9 protein-coding genes are annotated in these 12224 nt (G+C 72.7%); 5 read left to right on the top strand and 4 right to left on the bottom strand.

All coding sequences use genetic code 11. The features are described from left to right. The first annotated feature begins 119 nt into the window (after positions 1 to 119). Together NUT86_RS31835 and NUT86_RS31830 are read left to right on the top strand one after the other, a co-directional pair. Positions 120 to 2825 (top strand): SpoIIE family protein phosphatase, encoded by a 2706-nt coding sequence (locus NUT86_RS31835; RefSeq protein WP_274738724.1) that lies wholly within the window; start codon positions 120 to 122, stop codon positions 2823 to 2825. Between the two features lie 220 nt (positions 2826 to 3045). Next, positions 3046 to 3525: a hypothetical protein gene (locus NUT86_RS31830; protein WP_148591587.1), complete on the top strand. Its 480-nt coding sequence runs from the start codon at positions 3046 to 3048 to the stop codon at positions 3523 to 3525. A gap of 47 nt (positions 3526 to 3572) precedes the next feature. Here the strand turns inward: NUT86_RS31830 and NUT86_RS31825 are convergent, their stop codons facing one another. After that, positions 3573 to 4025 (bottom strand): DUF4118 domain-containing protein, encoded by a 453-nt coding sequence (locus NUT86_RS31825; protein ID WP_274738723.1) that lies wholly within the window; start codon positions 4023 to 4025, stop codon positions 3573 to 3575. Positions 4026 to 4288: 263 nt separating this feature from the next. Here NUT86_RS31825 and NUT86_RS31820 point away from each other — a divergent pair, with 263 nt between their 5' ends. After that, a complete protein-coding gene (locus tag NUT86_RS31820) occupies positions 4289 to 6256 on the top strand; it encodes a hypothetical protein (RefSeq protein ID WP_018089023.1) in 1968 nt (655 codons plus the stop codon). Positions 6257 to 6433: 177 nt separating this feature from the next. Beyond that, complete coding sequence (locus tag NUT86_RS31815) at positions 6434 to 7234, top strand: maleylpyruvate isomerase family mycothiol-dependent enzyme (RefSeq protein ID WP_274738721.1); 801 nt, start codon at positions 6434 to 6436, stop codon at positions 7232 to 7234. Between the two features lie 8 nt (positions 7235 to 7242). Here the strand turns inward: NUT86_RS31815 and NUT86_RS31810 are convergent, their stop codons facing one another. Beyond that, on the bottom strand, positions 7243 to 7464 hold the full coding sequence (locus NUT86_RS31810) for a hypothetical protein (RefSeq protein WP_093648584.1): 222 nt from the start codon (positions 7462 to 7464) through the stop codon (positions 7243 to 7245). 181 nt (positions 7465 to 7645) lie between these two features. On the opposite strand from NUT86_RS31810, the gene NUT86_RS31805 reads away from it, so the two are divergent. After that, complete coding sequence (locus NUT86_RS31805; RefSeq protein ID WP_018089020.1) at positions 7646 to 8374, top strand: TetR/AcrR family transcriptional regulator; 729 nt, start codon at positions 7646 to 7648, stop codon at positions 8372 to 8374. Between the two features lie 34 nt (positions 8375 to 8408). Here NUT86_RS31805 and NUT86_RS31800 read toward each other — a convergent pair whose 3' ends face one another. Next, positions 8409 to 9599 carry an acyltransferase family protein gene (locus NUT86_RS31800; protein WP_202466282.1) on the bottom strand — a complete coding sequence of 397 codons (1191 nt, stop codon included), beginning with the start codon at positions 9597 to 9599 and terminating at the stop codon, positions 8409 to 8411. Next, the gene (locus NUT86_RS31795; RefSeq protein WP_018089018.1) at positions 9596 to 11986 is read right to left on the bottom strand and encodes a glycosyltransferase; all 2391 of its coding nucleotides are present in this window, start codon (positions 11984 to 11986) and stop codon (positions 9596 to 9598) included. The genes NUT86_RS31800 and NUT86_RS31795 overlap by 4 nt, the downstream gene beginning before the upstream one ends. Positions 11987 to 12224: the final 238 nt, after the last annotated feature.

The following is a 12224-nucleotide window of genomic DNA, read 5'->3' as shown; positions in this document are numbered from 1 at the left end:
CGCCGAGCATAGAGAGCGGCTGAGCATCGCTCAATAGCGCAGGAGCGAGGCGCTGCGGAAGCGCACGGCGCCGGGACGGCCGATCACCCCGCGGTGGAGCACAATGCTAAATATGGGTCATGACGGAAATTTTCGGGCGAGAAGGTGACGATTCTCCGGCGTCACCACGCTCCCCGGGACAGCGCCTGCGCTCGCTGCTGAACGGTCACGGCGTCGCGGGCCGGGTATGGGTGCTGCAGCTCGCCCTCGCGGTGCTGCTGGTCGTCGCGGCCGTCCTGGCGCTCGTCTTCCAGGCACAGGACGCGAGCACCCGGGAGGCCCGTCAGCTCTCGGTCGTCGGGGCCGAGTCCTTCGCCCATGCGCCGGGCACCCGCGCCGCCATGCGGTCCGCCGACCCCGGCGCACTGCCGCAGCCGCGGGCGGAGGCGGCCCGGAGCCCTGCGGCGCACACGACGGCCCCGGTGCTCGAACGCAGCGGCGAGCTCGTCGGGCCGGTGTCCGGGATCCGCGTCCAGCGGGCGAACGCACAGGTGGTGGACCAGCTGCCGCTGCTGCTCGGTTCCGCCGCCGGGGCGCTGCTCCTGGTGACCGGCGGGGCCGCCCTGGTGAGCCGTCGGCTGCGCCGGCAGACGCGCGGACTGGATCCGGCCGAGATGCGGCGGAGGTACGACCACCACGACGCGGTGCTGCACGCCGTACGGGAGGGCGTGCTGATCCTCAGCAGTGACGGGCGGCTGCTGCTGGCCAACGACGAGGCCCGGCGGCTGCTCGAACTGCCCGCGGACGCCGAACGGCGCCCGGTCACCGATCTCGGCCTGGAACCGCAGCTGAGCGCGCTGCTCTCATCGGGGCGGGAGGCGACGGACGAGGTGCTGCTGGCGGGCGACCGGCTGCTCGCGGTGAACGTACGGCCGACCGGCCCCCACGGCGGGGCCGCCGGGACCGTGGTGACGCTGCGGGACAGCACCGAACTGCGGGCGCTGGCCGGGCGGGCGGACGTGTCCCAGGAGCGGCTGAAGCTGATCTATGACGCGGGGCTGCGGATCGGCACCACGCTGGACGTGGGGCGGACCGCCGAGGAGCTGGCCGCGGTCGCGGTGCCGCGGTTCGCCGATGTGGTCACCGTCGAGCTGCTGGAGCCGGTGCTGCGGGGCGACGAACCAGCGGCCGGGGCGAGCGCCGAACTGCGGCGGATGGCGGTCGACGGGGTCCCCGAGGAAGCGGCGATCTACCGGGTCGGCGAGGTACTCCGCTATGTGCCCGGTACGCCGATGGCGACGGGCCTGACGAGCGGCCGGCCCGTCCTCGTCGGTGATCTGCGCGGTTCGGACGCGTGGCGGCGGCAGGATCCGGAGGGCACCCAGCGGGTGCTGGACGCCGGTATCCGGTCACTGATCGCCGTACCGCTGCAGGCCCGGGGCGTGGTGCTGGGACTGGTCAATTACTGGCGGTCCGCGGCCTCCGACGCCTTCGAGGAGGAGGACCTGGCCTTCGCCGAGGAGCTGACCGCGCGGGCCGCGGTCGCGGTCGACAACGCCCGCCGCTACACCCGCGAGCACACCACGGCCGTCACCCTGCAGCGCAGTCTGCTGCCGCAGACCCTGCCCGAGCAGTCCGCCCTGGAGGTCGCCCACCGCTATCTGCCCGCGCACGCCGGGGTCGGCGGCGACTGGTTCGATGTCATCCCGCTGCCCGGCGCCCGGGTCGCGCTGGTCGTCGGTGATGTCGTCGGACACGGGCTGCACGCCGCCGCCACCATGGGCCGGCTGCGGACCGCGGTCCACAACTTCTCCGCCCTCGACCTGCCGCCCGACGAGCTGCTGAACCACCTGGACGAACTGGTCACGCACATCGACACGGACGAGGCGCGGGCGGCCGGCCTCGGCACCGGCGGCAGAGGTGCCGACGACGAAGGGCCCTGGTCCGGCGGCGCGGACGGCGACACCGACGGGGTACCGGCGCACCTGGGACGCACCGGCATCACCGGCGCGACCTGTCTGTACGCCATCTACGATCCGGTCACCGGCCGGGTCACCCTGGCCACCGCGGGACACCCCGGACCGGCCGTGATCCGCCCCGCCGGCACCGTCTCGTTCCCCGAGGTGCCCGTCTCCCCGCCCCTGGGACTGGGCGGCAGCGTGCCGGTGGAGACCACGGAGCTCACGCTGAGCGAGGGCTCCCGGCTGGTGCTGTACACCGACGGGCTGGTCGAGAACCGCGACCGCGATATCGCCACCGGACTGGAGCAGCTGCGCACGGCCCTGGCGGCCGGGGCGGACCGCACCCCGGAGGAGACCTGTTCGGCGGTCCTCGACGCGATGCTGCCCGACCACCCCAGCGATGACATCGCCCTCCTGGTGGCCCGTACCCAACTGCTGGAGCCCGCCCGGGTCGCCGAATGGGAGGTGCCCTCCGACCCGGCGGCCGTCGCCCCCGTCCGGGCGGGCTGTCTGCGCATGCTGGAGTCCTGGGGGCTGGCGGCGATCGACTTCACCACCGAGCTGATCCTGAGCGAGCTGATCACCAATGCCATCCGCTACGGCGCCCAGCCGATCCGGGTCCGGCTGCTGTACGACCGTGCCCTGATCTGCGAGGTCTCCGACGGCACCAGCGCCTCCCCGCATCTGCGCCGGGCCGCCACCACGGACGAGGGGGGCCGCGGTCTCTTCCTCGTCGCCCAATTCGCCCAGCGCTGGGGCACCCGTTACACACCGGGCGGCAAGGTCATCTGGACCGAGCAGTCCCTCGACGGCGGCCGGCCGGAAGCCGGACCGGACTCGGCCGAGGACGTCCTCGACCAGTGGGACGACGTCCCTGCGCTGTGACGGTGCGGGGCGGGGACGCGGGGCGGGCGCCGGTCGCGGATGCGTCGTCGCGGGTCGCCGGTCTCCGGTCGCGGGCCGCCGGTCGCGGGTCCCGGGCCGCAGGATGTCACCGCTTGTCGCCCGCCCTCGCCGTACCCCCGCGCCGCGGCTGCCGGATGCAGCCCCCTTGCCCCCTGGCTAAGCTCGGTGAGGGGGCCGACTACTGATCTTGGAGGCTCCCATGGTGCAGTTGCCCGAAGCGCGAGACCTGGCTCCGCGTCTGGCCGTCGGCGCCTTCATCCTGGATTCCGGGCTGACGCTGCTGCGGGCCGACCGGGCGACCGCCGAGGGCGTGCACAGCATGGCGTGTGTGGGCTATCCGTTCCTGACCAAGATCCGCGCCGAGCAGTTCACCCGGCTGCTGGCATGTTCCGAACTCGCGGTCGGCGGTGCGCTGCTGGCGCCGCTCGTCCCCACCCGGCTGGCCGGACTCGCGCTGACCGGGTTCTCCGGCGGGCTGGTCGGGCTGTATCTGCGGACTCCCGGGATGCGGCAGCCGGGGAGTCTGCGGCCGACCCAGGAGGGCATTCCCCTGGCCAAGGACATCTGGATGCTGGGCATCGGACTCGGGTTCCTGGGTGCGGCGGGCCGGCGGCGGCGGGCCGCGGTGTCCCGGTACCGGCGCGCGGCCCGGCACCGCAGGTGCTGGTGCCGGGGCTGAGCCCTGCACAGCGCAAGCACCCCATGGCCGGTATACCGGACGGGCCGTCAGCCCGCCGGGTGCCGGCGGACGGCCCGTACGGCGGCCGCACAGACCGCGCCCAGCACGCCGGCGAGGAGGAGGACGAGCAGGCTCGTCCGGTCCTGCGGCTGAAAGGCCAGTTCGGAGCGCTGGTGGAGCACGAAGCCGTCGTAGAACATCCAGGACACCAGGGCCGCGAGGGGCACCAGAAGCGGCCGGGTGCGCAGCGCCACGGCGGCGGTCAGCAGGGCGAACAGCGCCAGCACGGCTGATGTGTGGACGGTCTCGCCGGTCAGCATCAGGGCGGTCACCAGCAGCGCCGCCCCCACGGCACCGAGCGGCAGGGCGAGATCACGGGCGAGGGTGCGATCCGGCACCTGGCGGGCCGGGTGCGTGACGGGCGGCCTCACCCGCGGGAACGGTGTGGGGCGGGGACGGTACGGGCGGGGTGCGGGCGCCGGGCGGTGAAGGGTGGTCACGGCGAACACCTCCTGCTGCGGCCCGATCGGCAAGACACCCCCTAGCCGCCAGCCTGCGCCCCGCGAGTGGTGCGGGAGCGCCACGGTGCAGTCCTTAACGCCGTATGTACGGGCGGCGGATGCTTTCTGACACCGCCTTGACGCAGGGGTGCACCGGCCGATGTCGCCGGGCGCGGGGTGGGACGGGGCACCGCGCGCGCGGTGATGCATACTCGCTCCTCGTTGCCCGAACCGACGACCGATGATCGGCAGGACCTCCCCGCATGACCAGTGTCCAGGCTGACCCCCCACCCCCCACCACCACCGCCCGACGGTGGCGCGTCTGGCTCCTGGACGGGCTCAGCAGCAAGGCCGCCCGCCACCCCGGTCCGCACGGCACCCCGCCGGCCGAGCACAAGGGGCACTCCTGGTGGCGGGTCATGTGCCTCACCGGCGTCGACTACTTCTCGACCCTGGGCTACCAGCCGGGCATCGCCGCGCTGGCGGCCGGGCTGCTCTCGCCGTTCGCCACCCTCGTACTGGTCGCCCTCACTCTGCTCGGCGCGCTGCCCGTGTACCGCAGGGTCGCCAAGGAGAGCCCGAACGGCGAGGGTTCGATCGCCATGCTGGAGCGGCTGCTGCCCTGGTGGGCGGGGAAGCTGCTGGTCCTGGTGCTGTTGGGCTTCGCCGCCACGGACTTCATCATCACGATGACGCTGTCGGCCGCCGATGCCTCGGCGCACGTCGTGGAGAACCCGTTCGCCCCGCCCCTGCTGCACGGCGCCAACCTGTGGATCACCTTGGTGCTGCTGGCCGCCCTGGGCGCGGTGTTCCTCAAGGGATTCCGCGAGGCGATCGGCATAGCCGTCGGACTCGTCGGGACCTACCTGGCGCTGAACATCGTCGTCCTGGCCACCTCGGCCTGGCAGGTACTGACGCACCCGGTGGTGGTCGGCGACTGGTGGGGGGCGATGACCGCCGGGCACTCCTCACCGCTGGCGATCGTCGGTGTGGCGCTGCTGGTCTTCCCCAAGCTGGCGCTGGGCATGTCCGGCTTCGAGACGGGTGTCGCCGTCATGCCGCAGGTGCGGGGCGATGCCGCGGACACCGCTGCGCACCCGGCCGGCCGGATCCGCGGCACCCGCCGGCTGCTGACCACCGCGGCGCTGGTCATGAGCGGCTTCCTGCTGCTGTCGAGCCTGGCCACCACCCTGCTCATTCCGCAGCACGAGTTCGAGAGCGGCGGCTCGGCCAACGGGCGTGCGCTGGCCTACCTGGCGCACCAGTACCTCGGCGAGGCCTTCGGCACCGTCTACGACCTCTCCACCATCGCCATCCTCTGGTTCGCCGGTGCCTCGGCGATGGCGGGACTGCTCAATCTCGTACCGCGGTATCTGCCGCGCTACGGCATGGCCCCGGAGTGGGCCCGTGCGGTGCGCCCGCTGGTGCTGATCTTCCTGGCCATCGCCTTCGGCATCACCGTCCTCTTCAACGCCAGCGTCGATGAGCAGAGCGGTGCGTATGCGACCGGTGTGCTGGTGCTGATGCTCTCGGCGTCCTTCGCCTCCACCGTCGCCGCCCGGCACCGCCGCCACCGGGCGGCCGCCGTCGGCTTCGGCGCCATCACCCTCGTCTTCGGCTACACCCTGATCACCAATGTCATCGAGCGGCCGGACGGCCTGAAGATCGCCCTGCTGTTCATCCTCGGCATCCTGCTGACCTCGTTCGCCTCACGGGTCCACCGGGCCTTCGAACTGCGCGCCGTGAAGGTCGAGTTCGACGAGCCCGCGCGGCGGCTGATCGACGCCGCGCTGGCGGCCGGGCCGCTGCGGGTCATCGCCAACGAGCCCGATGAGCGGGACGAGGCGGAGTACCGGGAGAAGGAGTACAGCCAGCGCGAGGAGACCCATATACCCGACGGCCGGCCGGTGTTGTTCCTGGAGGTCACCGTCAGGGACTCCTCGGACTTCACCACGGATCTGCACGTCCAGGGCGAGGAGCGGTACGGGGCGCAGATCCTGCGGGTGGAGGGCGCCGGCGTGGCGAACACCATCGCCGCCGTCCTGATGGAGCTGCGCGAGCACACCGGCCAGGTCCCGCACGCCTACTTCAACTGGACCGAGGGCCATCCGCTCAGCCATCTGCTGCGCTTCCTGGTCTTCGGCGACGGTGAGGTCGCGCCGGTCACCCGGGAGGTCCTGCGCCGCGCCGAGCCCGTCCCGGCCCGGCGCCCCCGGGTCCACGTCGGCTGATCCACCACGTCGGCCGACCCGCCACGTCAGCTGACCCGCGACGGCCGGCACACCACGGCCGGTGCCCGGAGACACGGGTGGGGTGCCCCGGCTCCCCCGCCCGCCGGCTGTGACAGGCTGCGCACAGATGCCCGGCCGGTCCGGACGCCGGGCCGGAGAGATCGGGAACCACCGTCCATGAACTCCTCGCACCCCGCGGGCCGGGCGGCCGTCGGTCCCGCCGTGCACCGCGCCGCCGTCGCGACCGAAACCGCCGCCTTCGTGGCGGCGCTGGACGGCGCGGACCTGTCGGCCCCCGTCCCCGGCTGCCCGGAATGGACACTCCGCGATCTGGTCCGGCACACCGGGAGCGTGCAGCGCCTGTTCTCCGTCCTGCTGCGTCGGCTGGTCCAGGAGCCGCCGCGGAGCCGGGAGGTGGAGCTGGACCTGCCGACGGCGGAGGACGGCTGGGCCGACTGGCTGTCGGCGAGTGCCGCGGAGGCGGCGGACGCGTTCGCCGCCACCGACCCGGATGCCCCGATGTGGGCGTGGGGCGTCGATCAGCACGCCCGGTTCTGGATGCGGCGGATGCTGTTCGAGACGCTGGTGCACCGCACGGACGCGGAACGCGCGGTCGGCCGGCGCCCGGTGATCGACCCTGCCCTCGCGACGGACGGGGTGGACGAGTTCCTGGCCAATCTGCCGTTCGCCACGTCCTTCGCGCCCCACGTGGCCCGGCTGCGCGGCAAGGACGAGACGCTCCGCTTCCGCTGCACCGACACGGACGGCGACTGGCTGGTCCGTCTGCGGCCCGACGGTTTCGTGGCCGAGCCGCGGACCGGGGACGCGGCGGCCGAATCCGCCGACGCCGGCGTCCGGGGAACCGCAGCGGATCTGCTGCTGCTCGTGTACGGGCGCCTGGACCGCGGTGCGGACACCGTCGAGACCACGGGCGACGAGGAGCTGCTGACGCGCTGGTTCACCAACTCCGCGTTCTGAAACCGGTGTCAGCTCCGCCGGCCGAGCGCCTTCGCCCGGGTGTGGGACCAGCCCGTCAGCAGCACGCCCACGGCGACCAGCGCCAGATGCACGGCCAGCGTGAGGGCGAAGCCACCGTCGAGCCAGCCGAGAAATCCGGTGTCGGTGTGGTCGAAGAGCAGCCGGATCGCGCCCTGCGCGAAAAGCACCATCATGACGGCGCCGGCGATCTGCAGGATGTCGTACTTCATCGGTCCCCCACGTTCTGTCGATAAGCCCCCTGTTCCCCGGGGACGTTACGAACGTATCATTCGGAAAGTCGCTATTAGCGGCCTGATTACTGAGGAATTCGATTTACGTCACACAATTTAGGGCTTGGAAAGGGGAATTGTGCGTGCGGAAACAGGGCGGGCGGGAGGACCCGTGTGCCGGATGTGCCGCACGGCCCTCCCCCCGGCGGGGCGGGGCCGGCCGGCGCTCTACTGCTCCCGCAGCTGTCAGGCCAGGGCCTACCGGCGGCGCAAGCAGACACCGGTCCCGGCGGCCGGGCGGCCGGCGGTGGGTGACCCGTCGGGCAAGCGGCTGCGGATCGCCGAGGCGCTCTGGCGGATCGCCGCCGAGCGGGGGCTGCACGCGGCGAGCCTGCGGGAGGTCGCGGCCGAGGCCGGGGTCTCGCTGCGCTCGGTCCAGTACCACTTCGAGAGCAAGCACCGGCTGCTGGTCGACGCGCTGCAACTGCTGCACGCGGAGAACGAGCGCATCGCCCGCTCCCGTATCCGGTTCGATACCGCGGAGCCCCGGGGTCTGCTGCGGGCGGTGCTGGAGGAATTCCTGCCGGTGGACGCCCAACGGGCCACCGCACTACGGGTGTTCGCCGCGTACTACGCCCGCAGCCTGACGGACCCGGCCCTCGCCGAGGTCTTTCTGCCCGCCGAACAGCCGCTGGAGCGGCTGGTGGCGGATCTGATCGCCGCCGCACAGGCCGACGGGCGGACCGCGCCCGGTCTCGACCCGTGGCGCGAGGCCGATCTGCTGGTCGCCGGTGCGGTGGGGCTGGGCGGCGATGTGCTCCACGACCGCCGCACGCTGGACGATGTGCGCCGCACCCTGGACTACCACCTCGACAAGATCTTCGCCGGAGACCGGCGCACGGGGCGCTGATCTCCGGCGAGGACGAAGGGCCTGCCGACCGCCGTCAGCGGGTGGCCGGCTCCGGGTAGAACTCCCGTGGCCGGCCGCGGTGGTCCTTGAGCCGGCCGAGCAGGCTCGCCGGATACTCGATGAGCCAGTAGCTCGCCGCCGCCACGGGCACCGCCACCAGGAACACGATCAGCAGGGCCAGCGGGAAGCCCGACTGGCCGGAGGGCAGCAGGCCGGCGTTGTGGAGCTGGAGCATGACCGGCTCGTGCCAGATGAAGAGGCTGTAGCTGACCAGTCCGACGGCGGTCAGCCAGCGGGCCGTCAACAGGCCCTGCCAGAAGGTCTGTTGACGTACGTGGAGGGTGCTGAAGATCAGCACCACCCACAGGGCCGAGGCGATCGGGTGGTAGAAGGTGAAGGTGAAGTTCTCCGGCGCGGAGTCCAGGGAGAGCGCGAACAGTCCGGCCAGCGCCAGCCCCGCCAACGGCAGTGCGGTGCGCGGGCCGAGGCGGCCTCGGTCCCCCAGGGCGGCCGTCAGCACGGCCAGCCCCATGCCGGCCGCGAAGCCGCCGAAGCGGGCCTGCGGGCCGAAGTACACCACCCAGTCGGTGTGCGGCACCCCGAACCGGTAGTGGGCGACGGCGATCCAGGCGAGCGGCGCGGCGTACAGGAACAGACATCCCGCCGCGCACACCGCCACCCGGGTACGGCGCCGGCGCAGCGGACGGCAGGCGCGGACCGCCAGCGGCCCGAGCGCCACCAGCACGAGGTAGAAGAGCACCTCCAGCGACAGCGACCAGGTGGGGCCCAGGGTGTAGAAGATCCGCTGCTGGTCGAAGACATGGGTGAAGGTGAGGTGCTCGACCAGGTCCCGCCAGTTGCCCGGCAGGGTGGGGTTGCGGCTCGCCCAGACGACCAGCACCGCCAGGAAGTACAGCGGCAGGATCCGGATCGCCCGCCGGAAGAGGAACACCCGGGCCGGCCGGGTCGAGCGCCCGTCGAGGGCGGCCCGGGCGTACGACAGCGTCAGCAGATACGCGGACAGCACGAAGAACAGGTCGATGACTTCGAGGGAGAAGGCGGCGCCGAGGACCGGGTTGTCGACCGGCGGATGACTGCCCTGCGCGTCATAGCGGAAGTACTGCTGCCAGACGTGGAAGGCGACGGTGCTGAGCGCGGCGAGCCCACGGAAGCCGTCGATGGCACTGGCCCGGCCCCGGGCCGGAGCGGTGTCCGTGCTGCTCATCGACGGGCCACCGCCTTCGCGGCGGCGGCCCGCGGGGTGACCCGCCACTGCCGGTCCCCCAACGCCTCCTTCAGATGGGCCTGTCGGGCCACCATGTTCTTGAAGTGGCTGTAGAAGAAGGTCGAGACGAGCAGATAGGACCAGAACCACCGGCCACGGGAACGGAGTTCGGGGACCGCCATCCGCCAGGCGAACAGCGCCTGCACCGGGCCGGCCGCCATGGTGAACAGCACGGCCAGTACGCACACCGGCACCGCCCAGTCGAGCCGCTGCAGCCCGCCGGCCTTCCAGGCCGAGTACAGCAGGATGGGCAGGATCTGCAGCGTCAGCCACGGCTGCACCTCCCGCCAGCCCAACAGGACGAAGAGCCCCAGTTTCTGACGGGCCGTGAACACCGGGGAGCGCAGGCTCCGCCACAGATGCTTGAGCGAGACCTGGAGCCAGCCCTGCGCCCAGCGGGAGCGCTGGTTCCACAGCGCCTTCAGGGTGGTGGGCGCCAGTTCACGGGAGATGAGGGTGCGGTCGACGGCGAACCGGGCGCCCTCGCCCAGGGCGCGCAGCGTCGAGTCGATGTCCTCGGTCAGCATCGAGCCGTGCATCCGGGTACGGGCGAGCAGATCCGTACGCCAGAATCCGTTCGAGCCGCCGAACACGCCGAAGCCGTACAGCCGGGTGCGGCCCGGGTGGCTGACCGCGTAGATCGCCTCGAACTCCACCGCCACCAGCTCGGCGACCCGGGAGCTCTCGCCGTTGCGGATCACGCAGTGCCCCTGGACGACGTCATGGCCGTTGGACAGCCAGTGCCAGGCGTCCCGGAACGCGGTGCGGGCCGGGTGGTGGTCGGCGTCGAAGATACCGACGAACTCACCGCGGACCCGGGTGACCGCGGCATTGATGTTCTGCGCCTTGGAAGTGCTGCCCGCGACCGGCAGCAGCACCAGCCGGGGGTCCCGGGCCGCGATCTCGCGGAGGGTGTCCTCGACGGGCAGCGGATGCGGTGTGTTGTAGGCGAGCAGGATCTCCAGCTCGCCGGGGTAGTCGAGGCGGAGGAACGACTCGACGGTCTCGACGATGGTCGCGGCCTCATTGGGCAGATACGCGGCGATGACGGCACTGGCCGGCGGGTACGGCGCACCGGGTGACTCGGGCCGGGCGGCCGCGTCGAGGGAGAAGAGGCACTCCAGGACGATCAGCAGCGCGGACAGCACCAGCCCGGCCACCACCACCCAGTACATGGCGGAGCCGAGGTCCCAGCCCAGCGCGTACGTCTGCAGGTAGAGCACGAACGGCACCGCGACGCCGAGCAGCAGCGCCAGCACCGGGGAGAGCGCCGAAAGGGCGGGCCGGATCAGCGCGCTCAACGACGGGCGCCGGTGGCGGTGCGGTGTGCCGCGCATCCAGGGCGCGTACCGGACCGGGCGCAGATCCCGGTGGCGCAGCGCCTCTTGGACCGCGTCCCGGGCCTGGCCGGTGGCCCGGTCGCCGTCCGCGCAGCCGGCCAGGGGCAGCCAGCCGATGGCCGGGGTGAGGCGGACGTTCTCGTCGGCGACGATGAACCGGGTACCGGCGACGGTCGCGGCGAACTTCTCCAGCCCGCGGCGGGCCGTCTCCTCGTCGACACCGGGCAGCAGCATCAGCAGATGGCCGTCGTCGTCCCAGCCGAGCCGGTCGCAGAAGCTGCCGAGCCGCTCGGCGACGCCCGCCAGCCGCTCGGCGACCTCGCGGCGTATTCGCTGTCCGAGCCGGGCCTCCAGGGCGGCCATCTCGGCCACCCGGACCACGGCGAGCACCCCGCCGTTCCGGGCGGCCTCGGGGCGCTGCAGCTCGCGGTCGAGCTCGTCCAGGAAGTGCGCGTGGGAGTACAGGCCGGTGCGCGGGTCGCGCGGCAGGTTCTCGACCGGTACGGGTACCCGCCGGAGCTTGGCCTCGATACGGGCGGACAGCTCGACCGGGTCGGAGGCCTCCGGAATGCAGTCGTCGGCGCCGCGGCGCAGCATGTCCGCCACTCCGGAGGGCCCCGGGCCGTCGGTGACCATGAGCAGCGGCAGCGCCCGCCCGGCGGGTGCGGTGCGGACCTCACGGATCACGTCGGGGCCGCGGTCGTCGTGGGCGCCGGGTGCGCCCCGGTCGTCGAGGGCGACGATGGCGTCCGGCTGCGCCTGCGCCATCCGCCGGTCGACGTCGCCGGGCGGGGCGTGGCTGACCTCGTGGCCGGTGGCGCGCAGGGTCCGGGTGAGCCGCTCCCGGCGCGGTCCCGGAGCGCCGACCACCAGCACATGCCCGCCGCTTCGGGGGTCGTCGGCCGGGGCGGTGGGGACGGAGTGGTCCACGGCGTCGAGCAGGGCCGTGGGTGAGCCCTGGGAGGTGTTGCGGTGCGAAGTGAGCACCTGGGGATGTCCTTTCGTGCAAGGAGGCATGCGAAAGCGGGCCCGGACCGCCGCATCGGCGGCAGCGGTCCGGACCTCTAGCTGAATGTCAGATGCATGACGCGTGCGCGGGTCGCGGTCGCTCTTCGGGTCCGTCTCTGCGCGGTACGGACGCGGGCGCGCGGGCGCACTGCTGCTAAGGCAGGCTCCAAGCCTTGGAACGCATGGGCGCGTTCCAGCACTGATCGCATATGTGGGG

It is taken from the genome of Streptomyces sp. G7(2002) (genome assembly GCF_028870195.1).
GTDB classification, from domain to species: domain Bacteria; phylum Actinomycetota; class Actinomycetes; order Streptomycetales; family Streptomycetaceae; genus Streptomyces; species Streptomyces nigrescens.
This window is presented reverse-complemented; position numbering and strand designations above follow the sequence as displayed.

Coding starts and splice junctions, on each gene's coding strand:
- NUT86_RS31835 (WP_274738724.1), top strand. CDS start 120: ATGACGGAAATTTTCGGGCGAGAAGGTGACGATTCTCCGGCGTCACCA.
- NUT86_RS31810 (WP_093648584.1), bottom strand. CDS start 7,464: ATGAAGTACGACATCCTGCAGATCGCCGGCGCCGTCATGATGGTGCTT.
- NUT86_RS31800 (WP_202466282.1), bottom strand. CDS start 9,599: ATGAGCAGCACGGACACCGCTCCGGCCCGGGGCCGGGCCAGTGCCATC.
- NUT86_RS31805 (WP_018089020.1), top strand. CDS start 7,646: ATGTGCCGCACGGCCCTCCCCCCGGCGGGGCGGGGCCGGCCGGCGCTC.
- NUT86_RS31815 (WP_274738721.1), top strand. CDS start 6,434: ATGAACTCCTCGCACCCCGCGGGCCGGGCGGCCGTCGGTCCCGCCGTG.
- NUT86_RS31830 (WP_148591587.1), top strand. CDS start 3,046: ATGGTGCAGTTGCCCGAAGCGCGAGACCTGGCTCCGCGTCTGGCCGTC.
- NUT86_RS31820 (WP_018089023.1), top strand. CDS start 4,289: ATGACCAGTGTCCAGGCTGACCCCCCACCCCCCACCACCACCGCCCGA.